12 protein-coding genes are annotated in these 16,698 nt (G+C 69.4%); 2 read left to right on the top strand and 10 right to left on the bottom strand.

Going from position 1 to position 16,698, the window contains the following annotated elements:
* Nucleotides 1-2: 2 nt before the first annotated feature.
* The 10 genes from ABZV91_RS03655 to ABZV91_RS03700 form a co-directional block, all read right to left on the bottom strand.
* Nucleotides 3-656 carry a 3-oxoacid CoA-transferase subunit B gene (locus ABZV91_RS03655; RefSeq protein WP_355234828.1) on the bottom strand — a complete coding sequence of 218 codons (654 nt, stop codon included), beginning with the start codon at nt 654-656 and terminating at the stop codon, nt 3-5.
* On the bottom strand, nt 653-1,411 hold the full coding sequence (locus ABZV91_RS03660) for a CoA transferase subunit A (RefSeq protein ID WP_355234831.1): 759 nt from the start codon (nt 1,409-1,411) through the stop codon (nt 653-655). Before ABZV91_RS03660 ends, ABZV91_RS03655 begins: the two co-directional genes overlap by 4 nt.
* Complete coding sequence (gene fahA / locus ABZV91_RS03665; RefSeq protein ID WP_355234833.1) at nt 1,408-2,592, bottom strand: fumarylacetoacetase; 1,185 nt, start codon at nt 2,590-2,592, stop codon at nt 1,408-1,410. The genes ABZV91_RS03660 and fahA overlap by 4 nt, the downstream gene beginning before the upstream one ends.
* Nucleotides 2,589-3,500, bottom strand: a complete 912-nt coding sequence (locus tag ABZV91_RS03670) for a hypothetical protein (RefSeq protein ID WP_355234835.1) — start codon at nt 3,498-3,500, stop codon at nt 2,589-2,591. The genes fahA and ABZV91_RS03670 overlap by 4 nt, the downstream gene beginning before the upstream one ends.
* Nucleotides 3,449-4,645, bottom strand: coding sequence for a cupin domain-containing protein (locus tag ABZV91_RS03675; RefSeq protein WP_355234837.1), 1,197 nt, complete (start codon nt 4,643-4,645; stop codon nt 3,449-3,451). The genes ABZV91_RS03670 and ABZV91_RS03675 overlap by 52 nt, the downstream gene beginning before the upstream one ends.
* Before the next feature lie 94 nt (nt 4,646-4,739).
* A complete protein-coding gene (locus ABZV91_RS03680) occupies nt 4,740-6,056 on the bottom strand; it encodes an MFS transporter (RefSeq protein WP_355234939.1) in 1,317 nt (438 codons plus the stop codon).
* Nucleotides 6,057-6,075: 19 nt separating this feature from the next.
* Complete coding sequence (locus ABZV91_RS03685) at nt 6,076-7,515, bottom strand: FAD-dependent oxidoreductase (RefSeq protein ID WP_355234840.1); 1,440 nt, start codon at nt 7,513-7,515, stop codon at nt 6,076-6,078.
* Complete coding sequence (locus tag ABZV91_RS03690) at nt 7,515-8,297, bottom strand: SDR family NAD(P)-dependent oxidoreductase (protein WP_355234842.1); 783 nt, start codon at nt 8,295-8,297, stop codon at nt 7,515-7,517. Before ABZV91_RS03690 ends, ABZV91_RS03685 begins: the two co-directional genes overlap by 1 nt.
* Complete coding sequence (locus tag ABZV91_RS03695; RefSeq protein ID WP_355234844.1) at nt 8,290-9,126, bottom strand: SDR family oxidoreductase; 837 nt, start codon at nt 9,124-9,126, stop codon at nt 8,290-8,292. Before ABZV91_RS03695 ends, ABZV91_RS03690 begins: the two co-directional genes overlap by 8 nt.
* Nucleotides 9,127-9,176: 50 nt before the next feature.
* A complete protein-coding gene (locus tag ABZV91_RS03700; protein WP_355234847.1) occupies nt 9,177-9,623 on the bottom strand; it encodes a nuclear transport factor 2 family protein in 447 nt (148 codons plus the stop codon).
* Between the two features lie 128 nt (nt 9,624-9,751).
* Between ABZV91_RS03700 and ABZV91_RS03705 the strand changes: the two genes are divergently transcribed.
* Complete coding sequence (locus ABZV91_RS03705; protein ID WP_355234850.1) at nt 9,752-10,474, top strand: IclR family transcriptional regulator; 723 nt, start codon at nt 9,752-9,754, stop codon at nt 10,472-10,474.
* Between the two features lie 467 nt (nt 10,475-10,941).
* Complete coding sequence (locus tag ABZV91_RS03710; protein ID WP_355234853.1) at nt 10,942-16,410, top strand: carboxyl transferase domain-containing protein; 5,469 nt, start codon at nt 10,942-10,944, stop codon at nt 16,408-16,410.
* Nucleotides 16,411-16,698 lie beyond the last annotated feature (288 nt).

Raw genomic sequence — 16,698 nt, forward strand, 5'->3', positions numbered from 1 at the left:
CGTTACCGCGCGCCGGTGGCGAGGAGATCGACAGCCAGCTCGGTACCGGTCGCCGCCCGCACCTGCTCGACGTCCACCGCCGGCGCGAGCTCGCGCAGCACCGGTCCGCCGTCCTCGATATCGATGACGGCGAGATCGGTGATGATCCGCTGCACCACGCCCTGCCCCGTCAGCGGCAGCGTGCACTTCTCGACGATCTTGGCGCCGCCGGCGCGATCGGTGTGCTCCATGACGACGAGGACGCGGCGGGCGCCGTGTACCAGGTCCATGGCACCACCCATGCCTTTGACCATCTTGCCCGGCACCATCCAGTTCGCGAGATCACCGGTGCGCGAGACCTGCATACCGCCGAGGACGGCGGTATCGATGTGCCCGCCGCGGATCATGCCGAACGACAGCGCCGAATCGAAGAACGCCGCCCCGGCATTGACCGTCACGGTTTCCTTACCCGCGTTGATCAGGTCGGGATCGACCGCGTCCGCGGTCGGATAGGGCCCGGTGCCGAGGATGCCGTTCTCCGAGTGCAGGACGACCTTCACTTCCGGCGGGAGGTAGTTCGGGATCAGGGTCGGCAGGCCGATGCCCAGGTTCACGTATTCACCGGGACGCATCTCGGCCGCGGCCCGTCGCGCCATCTGCTGCCGGGTCCAACTCATACCGAGGCCTCCTGGACTGTGCGTTTCTCGATTCGTTTGTCCTGCGGCCCGGTGCAGACGATGCGCTGCACGAAGACACCGGGCAGATGGATCTGCGAGGGATCCAGCTCGCCGGGTTCGACGAGTCGTTCCACCTGGGCGATGGTCACCTTCCCGGCCATCGCGGCGAGCGGATTGAAGTTCATCGCGGTCTTGTCGAAGACGAGGTTGCCCTCGGTATCGCCGACTACGGCGTGCACCAGCGCGAAATCGGCGAGGATCCCTTCTTCCAGGACGTAGCGCCTACCGTGGAATTCGCGCACCTCTTTGGGCGGGGACGCCACCGCCACCGAGCCGTCGGCCCGGTACCGCCAGGGCAGACCGCCCTCGCTGATCGGCGTTCCCACCCCGGCCGGGGTGTAGAACGCGGGGATGCCCGCGCCGCCGGCCCGCAGGCGTTCGGCCAGCGTGCCCTGCGGCGTCAGTTCGACCTCGAGTTCCCCGGCGAGGTACTGCCGGGCGAATTCCTTGTTCTCTCCCACATAGGACGCTGTGACCCGCGCGATCCGCTTGGCGGAGAGCAGGATTCCGAGGCCGTAGTCGTCGACCCCGCAATTATTGGAGTAGACCTCGAAACCGGTCGCCGGTCCCGCGGCGATCGCGGCGATCAGCGTGTCCGGGATACCGCAGAGCCCGAAACCGCCGACCGCCAGCGTCGCCCCGCTGCCGATATCGGCGACGGCCGCGGCGGCCGACGCCGCCACCTTCGCGCTCACCGGTGGGCCTGCGTCGCGGGCAGGATCCGGGCACGCACCTCGCCGAAACCGATTCGGGCGCTCCCGGGCCCCGGCGCGGTGGCCGCGATGGCGATCTCGTCGCCGTCCTCGAGGAAGGTCCGGCTCTCTCCGTTGACCTCGACCGGTTCGGCGCCGCCCCAGGTGAGTTCGATGAACGCGCCGCGCTGGTCCTTGGCGTCCCCGGAGATGGTGCCGGAGGCGAACAGGTCACCGGTGCGCGCCGCGGCCCCGTTGATCGTGGTGTGGGCGAGCATCTGCGCGGGCGACCAGTACATCCGGGCATAGGGCGGCCGGGAGACCAGTTGCCCGTTCCATTCGACGGTGAGGTCGATATCCAGCCCCCATTTCTGGTCACCGCGCAGGTACGGCAGTGGCTCGGGGTCCTGGACCGGAGTGTCGATCCGGGCCGCGTCCAGGGCGGCCAGCGGCACCACCCACGGTGAGATCGAGGTCGCGAAACTCTTACCGAGGAAGGGACCGAGCGGCACGTACTCCCAGGCCTGGATATCCCGGGCGGACCAGTCGTTGACCACCACCACGCCGAAGACATGGTCGGCGAATTCGTCCGGCGTGATGACGCTGCCCGGCGCGGAGGGCACCCCGACGACGAAACCCAGTTCGGCCTCGATATCGAGCCGCCGGGACGGGCCGAAGCTCGGGACCTGCTCGGCGGGCGATTTGCGCTGCCCGCAGGGGCGGACGATATCGGTGCCGGAGACGAGCACCGTGCTCGACCGGCCGTGGTAGCCGACCGGGAGGTGCTTCCAGTTCGGCATCAGCGGCGCCGAGTCCGGCCGGAAGAGTTTCCCCAGATTGGTCGCGTGCTGTTCGGAGGCGTAGAAATCCACATAGTCGGCGACCTCGATGGGCAGATGCATGGTGACATCGGAGAGGTCGAACACGGCGTTCGCGGGCACTTCACCCCGGACCAGTTCGGTGATCCGGGTACGGGCGGCCGCCCACTGCCGGGGCCCACGAGCCATGAAATCGTTGAGTGACGGGCGCGCGAACACCTCGTCGCCCAGCGCGGCGGCCAGATCGACGACCCGGTCCGCGACCCGGACACCGACGCGCGGCGCGGCGCCGGGGGTGGAGAAGACGCCGTAGGGCAGATTGTCGATCCCGAACGGTGAATCGGCGGGGATATCGATGACGGTCATGACGCTGATCCTTCGGAGACGGGCCGCAGCGCGGCCGGGAGCAGATCCAGATCCACCAGTTCGGTGAGCGGGTCGCTGATACTGCAGGTCCCGAACGATCGGAACGCGCTCCGCACGGCTTTCTCCTCGGTTTCCGACAGCGCGGCCAGTTCGGCGGCGACCGCGGTGCCGTTCCGGTTCGCCAGCACTGCCTCGAGCGCGCCGGTATCGGCGCCGGCCACAGCCAGGTGGGTCGCCAGCAGCAGGTTGAGAAAGCCGTGCTGTTCGAACCCGGTGGTGGGGTCGGTATTGCGGATGGCGTGGTGCAGCCCGGCGGTCGCCTTGAACGGGATCCCGGCGGCGACGGCCGACCGCAGCGCCACCGCGAGTTCCCGCTCGGCCGGATACGCCGCGGCCACGATGCCGCCGGTGCGGAACTTCGCCGCGTAGGGCGAGCCGGCGAGCCGCTCCAGGAAGGCCGGCCGCCGGTCGTCCCGCGGTACCTCGACGTACACCTCGAGACCCGCGGTCCGCCCGGCGATCGACTCGAGCGCCGCGAAGAATTCCGGCGCGGACGACTGCGCCGGGGCGGCGATCTCCAGGGCCGCCACGGTCAGCCCCTCGATCGCGCCGGCCTGCTCCAGCGCCGGCGCCACCGTCCCCGGGCCCTCTGGGGCCGTGCACACCACGGTCAACGAGCCGGATGCGCGTTCCGCCAGTTCGGCCAGCCGCGGAATGGGGAAGATCAGCGGTCCGACGAGCGCGGCGAAATCACTGTCCCGATAGCGCGCGTGCGCGGCCAGGGCGTCGGGCAGTGGCGCGTTGCCGGGCGGGAAGAGCGCCGCGTCGTCACACAGCCCACGCAGGAGAGCGGGGATCACGCGCTCGCCTCCCCCAGCCACGACCAGGCGTACTCGGGGTCCTCGCATGCGAGCGCGCCCTCGCCCAGTTCCAACGGGGCGAAGGTATCGACCATCACCGCGGTCTCCTCGACGGATTCCAGACCCAGCGATCGTTCCATACCCCCGGGCTGCGGCCCGTGCGCGTGCCCACCGGGATGCACCGACACCGATCCGAGGCCGATACCGGAACCCTTGCGGGCCTCGTAGTTCCCGCCGCAGTAGAACATGACCTCGTCGGAGTCGACATTGGAGTGGTAGTACGGCACCGGGACGGCCAGCGGGTGGTAGTCGACCTTGCGCGGGACGAAGTTGCACACCACGAACCCGGTGCCCTCGAACGCCTGGTGCACCGGCGGCGGCTGATGGACCCGGCCGGTGATGGGCTCGAAATCGTCGATATTGAACGTGTACGGGTACAGGCAGCCGTCCCAGCCGACCACGTCGAACGGGTGCCGCGGGTACACCATGCGAGTGCCGACGATGCCACGCGAGGTGCGATGTTTGACGAGTACTTCCACATCGGTCCCCTCGGCGAGCAGCACCTCCCGGGGGCCGTGCAGATCGCGTTCGCAGTAGGGCGCGTTCTCCAGCAGCTGCCCGAACCGCGAGAGGTACCGCTTGGGCGGCGCGATATGGCTGCTCGACTCGATCGCGTACGCGCGCAGCGGTTCGTCGCCCTGCGGAATCCAGCGGTGGGTGGTCGATGTCGGGATCACGACGTAGTCGCCCGGCCGTGCCGCCAGGGCGCCGAACACCGTCTCCACTCGCGCCGTACCGGATTCGACATAGACGATCTCGTCGCCGAGGGCGTTGCGGTACAGCGGCGACTCCTTCGCCGCGACCACATAGGAGATCCGCACATCGGAGTTGCCGAGCAGCAGCCGGCGGCCGGTGACCACATCGGTTTCCGCCCAGGTTCCGGCCGGGAACAGCGTAGGCAGTTTCAGATGCCGCGGTGTCAGCGGATGGTTCGGCGTGGTGGTCTGGTCGGGGACCTCCCACACGTCGGCTGCGGAGATCGCCGACGGAATCCCGCGGTGATAGAGCAGCGACGAATCCGCGGAGAAACCCTCCTCCCCCATCAGCTCCTCGTAGTAGAGCCGGCCGCTGTCGTCGCGGTGCTGGGTGTGGCGTTTCGGCGGAACGTTGCCGAGTTGGCGGTAGTACGCCATGACCTGCCTCCTCGTGGAAACGGATGTGGATCGGAAAAGGTGGGCGCCCGGTGCCGCCGCGGGCGACCTCGGTCGGCCCGCGGCGGCGACGCGCTCAGTCCACCCGGAGTTCGATGCCCTTGGTCTCCTCGACGAAGAAGACCGTGCCCAGCGTGAGCAGCGCGCAGAACACGAAGTAGCCCGCGGGCGCCAGCGAATTGCCGGTCACATCGATGAGCCAGGTCGCGATGAACGGTGCGGTGCCGCCGAGCAGCATGTTGGTGATGTTGTTGCCCAGCGCCAGACCGCTGTAGCGGACCGAGGCCTTCAGCATCTCCACGTAGGTCACATACGAGGCACCGTTGACGACCGAGACGCAGATGAACAGCACCGACTGGCCGACCACCGCCTGCCAGGCGCCCGCCCCGGACATCAGCACGAACATCGGGGCCCCGAGCACGGCCGCGGCGACGCTGCCCCACAGCAGTACCGGTTTGCGGCCGTAGGTGTCGGCGAGGTAGCCGGCGATCGGCAGGGTGATCACGCCCAGCACCAGGGCCAGCGAGGTGGACAGGAACGCCAGCGTCGAGGAATGACCGCCCGCGGTCTGCAGATAGGTCGCCGCGTACACCGAGGCGATGTAGTACCCACCGGTGATGAGCGCACCCAGGAAGACGATCTTGACCACGGAACCACCGGAGGTGCGCAGCAGTTCCATCACCGGCAGTTTCTTCGTCTCACCCTTCTCGGCGAGTTCCTCGAACTGCGGGGTGTCCTCCATATGGTTGCGGATCCAGATACCGACGACACCGATGACCACGCTGAGCAGGAACGGGATACGCCACGCCCACGACAGGATCGTCTCTTCCGAGACGATCGAGGTCAGGGCCAGCGCGACCAGCGAGGCGACCAGGGACCCCAGATAGGTGCCCGAGTTGACCATCGAGGTCTGGGTCGCGCGCCAGCGCCGCGGCGCCGATTCGGAGACGAAGGCATTGGCACCGCCGAGTTCACCGCCCGCGGCGAAACCCTGCAGACACCGGGCGAGCACCAGGGCCGCGGTGGCCCAGACGCCCAGCGTGACGTAGGTCGGCATCAACCCCATCAGTACCGTGGCGACCACCATCAGCAGGATGGTCCACGACAGTGCGCTCTTGCGGCCGTACCGGTCACCGATATGGCCGAAGAAGATCCCGCCGGGCACTCGCAGGAAGAACGCCACCGCGAACGCCGCGAAGGTACCGAGCAGCGCGGCCGTTTCGTTCTCCGAGACGAAGAACAGGGTGGCGACCACGGTCGCCATGTACCCGTAGATACCGAAGTCGTAGTACTCGACGACGGTACCGACGATGGCCGCGCGGACCACCTTCACCGACGACTGGCCCTGCGAGCCACCGGCGGCCGAATCGGAGCGGTGCGCTTCTTCGGGCATCAGCTCGTTTCCCAACATGTCAGTTACCTTGTGCTTTCGTGCGAGAGTGCGACTCGGCCGCGGCCGCGCGACCGGCGATGCGCCCCATAGTCAATGCGTTGGCGACGGCGTTGCCGCCGCCCACATAGCGGAGTCCGAGGACCCCGCCTCCGGCCTCGCCCGCCGCGAAGAGTCCCGGAACGGGACGCCCGGTGGCGTCGAGGACGGCAGTTTCGGAATCGATCTCGAGACCCGTATGGGTGCAGACGAGTTCGGCGGGCAGGATCTCGGCCGCGTAGAAGGGTCCCTCGGTGATCGGTTCGAGCCGGGTATCGCTGTGCTTGGCGGCCAGCGTGATGTGGCGCCGGAAATCGTCGTCGGTGCCGGCCGGCAACTGGGCGTTCCACCGGTCGACACTGGCTTTCAGCGTCACGGCCGGCACCTCGATGGCCGCGGCGAGTTCGTCCCACGTGTCGGCCCGGGCGGTGCGCCCGGCCGCGGCTTCCTCGGCGACGCGCTCGGGAGTCCAATCGGTGTAGCCGGCCGGCAGTCCCACCCGTGCCTTCTCATCGAAGATCATCCAGGCGGAGCCGCCCTGCTGGTCGATGATCCCGGTCGACACGGCGTAGGGCGCGTCCTCGTCCATGAATCGCCGGCCGTCGCGGTTGACGTACAGCCGCGAGGGCGGCGGGAAACCGGACTGCCAGTGGTGGTGGCGCTGGAAGTACACGGTCGGCATGAGCAGACCCCACTCGTGCCCGGCCAGTGCGGCATCGACCCGGGCGCCGAACCGCAGATGGTCGCCCCGGCTGCCCGGTGCGGCGACGACGAACAACGCCTCGCCCGCCGCGCGGGCCGCCGGGAAGTACCGGTCCACGAAGCCGGGATCCTGGGCGAATCCGCCGGTGGCCACGACCACCGCACCGCCGCGCACCTCGATACCGTCGGCCACCACCCCGGTGACCCGGCCGCCGGTGACCAAGAGGCCTTCCACCCGGGTGTTGAGCACGACCTCGACGCCGTGCGTCCGGCGCGCCCGGTCCAGTACCTGGACGAGGCCGTAGCCCTGGTCCTTCGGTACATGTGCCCGCCAGACGTCCTCGACGCCCGCCCGGGCCAGGCCGGGTTGGTGGGCGTTGCCGGATTCCACCGCGGGAATCTCGACCCCGAGGCCTATGAGCCATTCGAGTGTCGGCGCGGCCTGTTCACAGAAGGTGTGGATCAGGCCCGGGCGCAGCACCCACTGGTTGAGATCCATGTAGTGCTGGAAGAACTTCTCCGCCGAATCCTCGATACCGAGCGCACGCTGCACACTGGTACCGGCCGCGGTGAACAGGCCCGCGGAGAGTTGGGTGGAACCACCGAGTTCCCGTTCCGATTCGAACAGCAGCACCGAGGCGCCGTCCTCGGCGGCCGAGACCGCCGCGGCCAGCCCGGCCCCGCCGCCACCGATCACGATGACATCGAAGGCGTCGTCCACTACAGGCTCCCCTCGGTCTCCGCGACGATGCGGTGGTACAGGCCGTTGGAGACCAGACCGCCGTCGACGGTGACCTCGCTGCCGGTCATATAGCTCGACCGATCCGACAGCAGGTGCAGCACGGCATCGGTGATCTCCTGCGGCGCGCCCATCCGGCCCATCGGAATGGACCGCAGAGACGACTCCACGAACCCACCCGAGCCGCTCACCAGCGCCGTACCCACCAGACCCGGGTGCACGGAATTGACCCGGATATTCCATTTCGCCAGGCCACCGGCCGCCGATTTCGACAACCCGGTCAGCCCCCATTTGCTGGCGGAATAGGCCGGCGAGAAGTAGCCGATCTGCCCCGAAATGGAGGAGATGTTGACGATCGATCCGCCGCCGGAGTCACGCATGAGCGGGGCCACGGCCTGCATCCCGTAGAAGGGGCCGAACAGGTTGATCCGTAGTGTCCGGTCCCAGATCTCGTCCGGCGTGTCCATGAACTCGAGCCGCCGCGAGATACCCGCGTTGTTCACCAGCCCGCCGAGTTCGCCGCGACCGGAACCGATCTCGTCCACCACCCGGGTCCAGTCCTCCCGGTCCGCGACATCGAGGCGGTGGGTGCTGGCGGACCCGCCGGCGGCGACGATCTCCGCCGCCAGCTCTTCGGTGTCGGCGACGTCGGCCAGACACACATGGGTGCCGAGCGCGCCCAGGGCCCGGGCGTGGGCCGCGCCCATGCCCGCGGCGGCGCCGGTCACCAGGACGACGCCGGGATAGGTCGGCCGATCAGACATGGCGGGACCCACCGTCGACGGCGATGCTGTGCCCGGTGACGTAGCGGGCGCTGTCGGACAGCAGGAACAGCAGCGGGCCGAACACTTCCTCGGGCGAGCCGAGCCGGTGCAGCGGAACCACCTCGAGCGCGTGCGCGAGCGCGGCGGGATCGTCCTGCACCCAGCGGGTCATCGCCGTGTCGATGTAGCCGGGAGCGATGGAGTTGACGCGGATCCCCTTATCACCGAGTTCGACGGCGAGCGATTCGGTCATATGCGCCACCGCGGCCTTGGACGTGCAGTAGGCACCGCGCCCCTTGCGCACCCGCAGCGCCGACACCGAGGACATGTTCACGATGGCACCGCCGGGTGACATATGCCGGGCCGCGGCCTGCGCGCCGTAGAGCACGCCTTCGACATTCACCTTCAGGGTGGCGCCGATCTGCTCGGGCGAGATGTCCTCGGCGAGCGCGAAGGGGAAGATACCGGCATTGTTGATCCAGAAATCGATCCGCCCGAATTCGGCGACGGCCCGTTCGGCGAGTTTCTCGTGGTCGGCGGGAACGGTCACATCCGCGCGCATTCCGACCACACGCCCCGGTTCCGCCGCGAGCGACTGCGCGGCGAGCTGGGTACCGATCCCCTGCGCCGTCGCGACGACCTGCTCTTCGTTGATATCGGCGGCGATGACCGACACCCCGCGGGTGGCCAGGCCCGCCGCGAACACCGCGCCCATCCCCTGGGCCGCCCCGGTGACCACGGCGACCTTGCCGGCCAGCTCCGGGTAGTGCGCGGTCATCGGTGCCGCATCGGTGCGCCCGGGGTTGGGCTGCTCGGTGGTGGTGCTCATCTGTTGTCCTCCGAAATCGTGTGGAAATCCGTGCGGGGTCGCGCCGCGGCCTATCGCTGTGGCGCGTCGTCGCGGGAGACGCGCCGGTGGGCGACCGACCAGCGGTCGCCGGTGAGTTCGAGGCGGTCCTCGAGCGTGGTCATCCGCACCAGGCGCGCGGACCCGCCGCGCGGGGTGGCCACGATCTGCAGGTAGGCGTGGGCCTCGAGGGTCGAGGAGTCCGATCGCCGGACCGCGATGTTCGTGACGACGTGCCGGTGTACCTCATCCGCCGCCCGGGCCGCCTCGTGGAACGCGCGCGCGAATTCGGTGAGCGCCGCGGTCCCCGTGACCGGCTGGGGATAGCTCGGTGAGTGGAACTCACCGGCCGGGGTGAAGGTGGCCGCCCAGTCGGCGGCCCGGCCGTTGTCGATGTGGTGGCTCTGGAAGCCGTACAGCTGGTGGACCGCGGCGACCGTCGCCGGATCGGGCAGGTCGCCGATCGAAACCGTGGTCATCGAATTCTCCTCGACGTGATCGCAGAGCCGCCGCTTGCCCCCACCGACCCTGTGTGCGATAATCGCACGCACTGTGCGATATGAGTGAAGGCTAGGTGTCGGCACTCACAAAAGTCAAGAAGGACGTGATGAACCACAGCACCGCCACCGGGAGTGCGCGCGCCGCCGGAATCGAGCTCGACTCCGGAATGTCGAAAACGCTCCACCACGGACTCGACATCCTGGAGGCCCTGGCCCGCCATCCCCACGGGCTGTCGATCACCGATCTCGCCGAATCCGTCGGCGTGCACCGCACCGTCGCGCACCGGCTGGTCCGCACCCTGGAGGCCCACCGCCTGTGCCGCCGCGACGACACCAAACGCATCACCCTCGGCGCGGGCCTGGTCACCCTGGCCGAGCCGGTCGAACAGGATCTGCGCACGGTCGCGCGGCCGGTGATGGAGGAACTCGCCGAACGCACCCGCGCCACCGTCCACCTGGTGCTACGCGAGAACGCCACCGAAGTCCGCGCACTGCTGGTGGTCGAACCGCGTAACGCGCAGGTCCATGTGGCCTTCCGGCCGGGACAGGTCCATCCCATAGACCGCGGCTCGGCGGGCTTGGCGATGCTGGCCGCGCTGCCGCCCGTGCCGGGTGAACGCCCCGAGGTCGAGGTGGCGCGTGACCGCGGCTACGCCCTCACCCGCGGGGAGGTCGTCGCTACCGTGTTCGGCATCTCCGCGCTCGTCCCCCGTCGCCGGGGCGAACCGGAAGCCACCATCGGTATCTCCGTCTTCGAGGTCGACGACGAGCCGGCCCTGGCGGTCGCGGTCCGCGACGCGGCCCGGCAACTGGGCACCCTGCTGCACTGAACCCGGCTGTGGCCGGCAAGGACCCCGGCGGCGCGCCGCCGGGGGTTCCGGCGACCGGCGACCTCCCCGGAATGCGCTCACCGCACCCGCACGTGCACTTCGCCGAGCAGTACCGCGGCCGCCGCCGGATCCGGGAACGGCCGCCCGGATTCCTGGCGTGTGGCACCCGCACACGCCGCGTCACCTGCACGAACCCGCCGCCGAGGCCGGCCACCGACGCCCTTCGTTCAATCCAACGATCGGCGCCTGTAGCGCCGTGTCGGTGGAATGCGACATGTCTTTCGGGTAAGTGTTCTCCGGATCACTCGGTCGTTCGCGGCCCGGCCGATCCACCCGCCCGCCGAAAATACGGGCGAGTAGCACCCGCACGCTGTGCACATAGTGGTCCCGCGGGTGCACACTACGCAGAACCGAGCCGCAAACGGCACATCCGTGACCGTGCCCTACAGACGAAGGAGCCAGGGATAGTGTTCAGTCGTATCGCCATCGTGAACCGGGGAGAGGCGGCGATGCGCCTTGTCCACGCCGTCCGGGATCTGGCGGCCGAAACCGGGCAGCCGATCCAGACCATCGCGCTGCACACCGATGTCGACCGGAACGCGACCTTCGTCCGGGAAGCCGATATCGCCTACGATCTCGGCCCCGCCTCGGCCCGCCCCTACCTCGATCTCAAGGCCCTCGAGCGCGCGCTGGTAGCGACCGGCGCCGACGCCGCCTGGGTGGGCTGGGGGTTCGTCGCCGAAGACCCGGCGTTCGCGGAACTGTGCGAGCAGATCGGCGTCACCTTCATCGGTCCGAGCCCCGACGCCATGCGCAAACTCGGCGACAAGATCGGCGCGAAACTGATCGCCGAAGAGGTCGGTGTGCCGGTGGCACCGTGGAGCCGCGGCGCGGTCGAGACGGTGGAGGCCGCCGCGGCGGCCGCGAGCGAGATCGGCTACCCCCTGATGCTGAAGGCGACCGCGGGTGGCGGCGGCCGCGGTATCCGGGTGATCAACAACGAGGCCGAGCTCGTCGACGCCTACGAGCGGACCAGCCAGGAGGCCGCGCGCGCCTTCGGTAGCGGCATCGTATTCCTGGAGCGGCTGGTCACCGGCGCCCGGCACGTCGAGGTCCAGGTGATCGCCGACGGTCAGGGGACCGCCTGGGCGCTCGGGGTGCGCGACTGCTCGGTGCAGCGGCGCAACCAGAAGGTCATCGAGGAATCGGCCTCGCCCGTGCTGCGGCCCGAGCAGGCGGCCGAACTCAAGGCGTCGGCGGAGCGGCTGGCGGTCGCGGTCGGTTACCGCGGCGCGGCGACCGTCGAATTCCTCTACCATCCGGGCGACGAGCTGTTCGCCTTCCTCGAGGTCAACACCCGCCTGCAGGTCGAGCACCCGATCACCGAGATCACCACCGGGTTCGACCTGGTCCGCGCCCAGCTGCACGTGGCCTCCGGCGGCCGGCTCGAGGGCGAACCCCCGGCCGAACGCGGCCATGCCATCGAGGCCCGGCTCAATGCCGAGGACCCCGACCGCGACTTCGCCCCGTCCCCCGGCCGTATCGCGCATCTGGATCTGCCGGCCGGGCCGGGTATCCGTGTCGATACCGGCGTCAGCGAGGGCGACACCATCCCCGCCGACTTCGATTCGATGATCGCCAAGATCATCGCCTACGGCCGCAACCGCGACGAGGCACTGGGCCGGTTGCGCCGCGCGGTCATCGAGACCCGGGTGATCATCGAGGGCGGCGCGACCAACAAGAGCTTCGTGCTCGACCTGCTGGATCAGCCGGAGGTCATCGACGGTAGCGCGGACACCGGCTGGATCGACCGGGTGCGTGGTGAGGGCCGGCTCGTCTCGCACCGGCACTCCGCCATCGCCTTGGCCGCCGCCGCCATCGACGCCTACGAGGAGGAGGAGCAGGTCGAGCAGCACCGGCTGCTGTCCACCGCCTCCGGCGGTCGCCCCCAGGTGCAGCACGACAGCGGACGTCCGCTCGACCTGAAGCTGCGCGGTGCGAGCTACCGGGTGCGGGTCGCCCGGATCGGCGCACACCGGTTCCGGGTCGGAATCGAGGCGGGCACCGATATCCGCACCGCCGACGTCGATCTCGAACGTTTCGATCAGCACACCGGCCAGCTCGTCGTCAACGGTGTCCGCTACCGCCTGATCACCGGCACCCACGGGCCGGTGCACCTCGTCGACGTCGACGGGGTGACCCACCGGGTCAGCCGGGACGAGGGCGGCGTCGTGCGCTCCCCCGCGCCCGCGCTGGTCGTGGCCACCCCGCTGGAGGTCGGCGCCGAGGTCGAAGCCGGTGCTCCGGTGCTGGTGCTGGAGAGCATGAAGATGGAAACGGTGCTGCGGGCGCCGTTCCGGGCCCGGCTGAAGGAATGCAATGTCTCCGTCGGCACCCAGGTGGAGACGGGCGCGCCGCTGCTGCGGCTGGAGCCGCTGGCCGAGGAGGGCGACGAGGCCGAGGCCACCACCGCGACCGCCTCGGTCGAACTCGATCTGCCCACCGAAGCCGGCCGGTCACAGCCGCACCAGCGGATCAGCCGGGGCCAGCAGGATCTGCGCAGTCTGCTGCTGGGCTTCGATGTCGACCCCCACGACGACCGCCGGGTCCTCGACGAATACCTCGCCGCACGCCGCGCGGCCGTGGCGGACAACCGCCGCCCGCTGGCCGAGGAACTCGAACTGGTCCAGGTATTCGCCGATCTGGCCGAGCTGAGCCACAACCGTTCCTGGGAGGACGACCCCACCCCGGGGCATGTCCACAGCGCCCGCGAGTACTTCCACACCTATCTGCAGAGCCTCGATGTCGAGCGGGCCGGCCTGCCGGAGTCCTACCGCGCCAAACTCGCCCAGGCGCTCGGGCACTACGGCGTCACCGAACTGGACCGCACCCCCGACCTCGAGGCCGCGGTGTTCCGGATCTTCCTGGCCCAGCAGCGACCCGCCGATACCGTCGAGGTCGTCTCGGCGCTGCTGCGCGAATGGCTGAACGAGCCGATGCCGGACCGGGTACTGCGGGAGCCGGTCGGCCTGGCGCTGGAACGGCTCGTCGCCGCGACCCAGGTGCGGTTCCCGGTGATCGCGGACCTCACCCGCGGTCTGGTCTTCGCCTGGTACGGACAGCCCGTGCTGCGCCGCAACCGGGCGCGGGTGTACACCGATGCGCGTAAGCACCTCAGCTACCTCGACGCGCATCCGGACGCGGCCGACCGGTCCACGCGGATCGCCGAGATGGTGAGCGCTACCGAACCGCTGGTGCGTCTGCTGGGTCAGCGGCTCTCCCGCGGGTCCGCGGACAACACCGTCATGCTGGAGGTGCTGACCCGCCGCTACTACGGAAACAAGGACCTCACCGACGTCCGCACCCGCGACGCCGGTGATTACACCTTCGTCGTCGCCGAACGCAAGGGTGTGAGCCTGGTATCGGCCGCCGTCAGTTTCGACTCCCTTCCCCGGGTGGTGGCCGGACTGGCCGAACTGTCCACCGGTTCCGCTTCCATCGAGGCCGATATCTACCTGTCCTGGGAGAACCAGCCCGAGGACTTCGACGCCATGGCGGCGGCGCTGCAGGAAGTGCTCAACGCGCAGCCGGTGTCCAATCAGGTGCACCGGATCACCGCCACCGTCGCGGGCAGCGACAACGCGGTCATGCACCATCACTTCACCTTCCGCCCGTCGGTGACCGGTCTCGACGAGGAACGACTCATCCGCGGCCTGCATCCCTACATCGCGCAGCGGATGCAGATGAAGCGGCTGCACAAGTTCGACCTCACCCAGCTGCCGTCCTCGGACAACGAGGAGGTGTACCTGTTCCGGTGTGTCGCCAAGGAGAACGCGGCCGACGAGCGTCTCGTCGCGTTCGCCCAGGTCCGGGACCTGACCGCACTGCGTGATCACGATGGCCGGCTGGTCACCCTGCCGACCGCGGAGAGCACCATCGCCACCTGCCTGGACTCCATCCGCCGGGCACAGGCGGGGCGGCCGTCGTCCAAGCGGCTGCAGACCAACCGCATCGTGATGTACGTCTGGCCGCCGATCGATATCACCCGCGGTGAGCTGGAGTCGATCGTCGAGCGGGTGCGGCCCACGACCACGGGCGCGGGACTGGAGGAGATCCTGCTCATCGCGCGCCAGCGCGATGCCCGGACCGGCGATCTGGTGAAGCTGGCCCTGCGGATCTCCTTCGACGCCACCGGCGGCACCGAGCTGACCGTCGGCGAGCGGTCCGACGATCCGGTCGAGCCACTGGACGCCTACCGGCAGAAGGTGCTGCGCGCCAGCAGCCGCAACACCGTGTACCCCTACGAACTCACCGGCCAGCTCGGTGACTTCACCGAGTACGACCTCGACGCCGACCACACGCTGGTCCCGGTCGATCGGCCCAAGGGCCGCAACACCGCGGCGATGGTGGCGGGTGTGGTGACCACCGTGACCGAACAGCACCCCGAAGGTGTCACCCGGGTGGTGCTGCTCGGCGATCCCACCAAATCGCTGGGCGCGCTGTCGGAGCCGGAATGCCGCCGGGTGATCGCCGCGTTGGATCTGGCCGAGAAGTTGCAGGTCCCGCTGGAGTGGTACGCGCTGTCCTCCGGCGCCCGCATCTCGATGACCTCGGGCACCGAGAACATGGACTGGGTGGCGGCGGCGCTCAAGCGCATCGTCGAGTTCACCCAGGACGGCGGCGAGATCAATATCGTGGTCGCCGGAATCAACGTCGGCGCCCAGCCGTACTGGAACGCCGAGGCCACCATGCTCATGCACACCAAGGGCATTCTGGTGATGACCCCGGATTCGGCCATGGTGCTCACCGGTAAGCAGGCGCTGGACTTCTCCGGCGGTGTGTCCGCCGAGGACAACTTCGGGATCGGCGGCTACGACCGGGTCATGGGCCCCAACGGGCAGGCCCAGTACTGGGCGCCGAACCTGCACGCCGCCCGGGCGGTGCTGATGTCGCACTACGATCACACCTATGTCGTCCCCGGTGAGAAGGGGCCGCGCCGGGCGCCGACCACCGACCCGGTGGATCGCGACATCTCCGGTTTCCCGCATGTCATGGCGGACAGCAGTTTCACCACGGTCGGTGAGATCTTCTCGGCCACGGCCAACCCGGACCGCAAGAAGCCGTTCGATATCCGCACGGTCATGCGGGCGGTGGCCGACCAGGACCACGAGGTGCTGGAACGGTGGGCGGGGATGGCCGATGCCGAGACCTCGGTGGTCCAGGACGCGCATCTGGGCGGAATCCCGGTGTGCCTGCTGGGTATCGAGTCGCGGGGCGTACCGCGGCGCGGGTTCCCGGCCACCGACGGCCCGGACACCTACACCGCGGGCACCCTGTTCCCGCGGTCGTCGAAGAAGACCGCCCGGGCGATCAACGCGGCCAGCGGCAACCGGCCGCTGGTGGTGCTGGCGAACCTGTCCGGCTTCGACGGTTCGCCGGAATCGATGCGCAAACTGCAGCTCGAGTACGGTGCCGAGATCGGTCGCGCCATCGTCAACTTCGAGGGCCCCATCGTATTCACTGTGATCTCGCGGTACCACGGCGGCGCGTTCGTCGTGTTCTCCAAGACGCTGAACCCGAATATGACCGTGCTCGCGCTCGAGGGCTCGTTCGCCTCGGTGCTCGGTGGCGCCCCCGCCGCCGCGGTCGTCTTCGCCGGCGAGGTGGACAAGCGGACCGCGTCGGACCCGCGGGTCCGCGATCTGGAGGCCCGCGCCGCGAATGCCTCCGGAACCGACCGCGCCACCCTCACCGCCGAACTCGACGAGCTCCGGTCCGCGGTCCGCACCGAGAAGCTCGGTGAGGTCGCCGCGGAGTTCGACCGCGTGCACGATATCCACCGCGCGGTCGAGGTCGGCTCGGTGGACGCCGTCATCAGCGCGGCCGAACTGCGTCCGCGCATCATCGAGGCCATCGAGGCCCGGCTGAACGGCTGATCACCGGACAGTCGTCCCCGACGACAACCGCCCGAGCACACCGGGGCCCCGCCGCACGGCGGGGCCCCGGTGTGCTCGAAGCCCGCGGCCGTTGCCATCCGGCAGCGGCCGTCGCGCTGCGCCCAGCGCGTGACCCCGCCCGAAGACGAAGACTCCGAAATCTTCGGTTCACCGATGTGGCAACAGCTTCCGCTCCGGCTCGGGGGCCCGACCGGCTTCGCACTTCCGGATCGGCCTCAGCGAGAGCGTAATTCTGGCCGGATACCGTGGCCGGACCTACGGTCGGCA

The sequence above is a fragment of the Nocardia sp. NPDC004568 genome, from assembly GCF_040609955.1.
Classification (GTDB): Bacteria; Actinomycetota; Actinomycetes; order Mycobacteriales; family Mycobacteriaceae; genus Nocardia.

Excerpts from the sequence above, each read along its gene's own strand:
- ABZV91_RS03655 (WP_355234828.1), bottom strand. The coding sequence starts at position 656 with ATGAGTTGGACCCGGCAGCAGATGGCGCGACGGGCCGCGGCCGAGATG.
- fahA (WP_355234833.1), bottom strand. The coding sequence starts at position 2,592 with ATGACCGTCATCGATATCCCCGCCGATTCACCGTTCGGGATCGACAAT.
- ABZV91_RS03670 (WP_355234835.1), bottom strand. The coding sequence starts at position 3,500 with ATGCGAGGACCCCGAGTACGCCTGGTCGTGGCTGGGGGAGGCGAGCGC.
- ABZV91_RS03675 (WP_355234837.1), bottom strand. The coding sequence starts at position 4,645 with ATGGCGTACTACCGCCAACTCGGCAACGTTCCGCCGAAACGCCACACC.
- ABZV91_RS03680 (WP_355234939.1), bottom strand. The coding sequence starts at position 6,056 with ATGCCCGAAGAAGCGCACCGCTCCGATTCGGCCGCCGGTGGCTCGCAG.
- ABZV91_RS03690 (WP_355234842.1), bottom strand. The coding sequence starts at position 8,297 with ATGTCTGATCGGCCGACCTATCCCGGCGTCGTCCTGGTGACCGGCGCC.
- ABZV91_RS03695 (WP_355234844.1), bottom strand. The coding sequence starts at position 9,126 with ATGAGCACCACCACCGAGCAGCCCAACCCCGGGCGCACCGATGCGGCA.
- ABZV91_RS03700 (WP_355234847.1), bottom strand. The coding sequence starts at position 9,623 with ATGACCACGGTTTCGATCGGCGACCTGCCCGATCCGGCGACGGTCGCC.
- ABZV91_RS03705 (WP_355234850.1), top strand. The coding sequence starts at position 9,752 with ATGAACCACAGCACCGCCACCGGGAGTGCGCGCGCCGCCGGAATCGAG.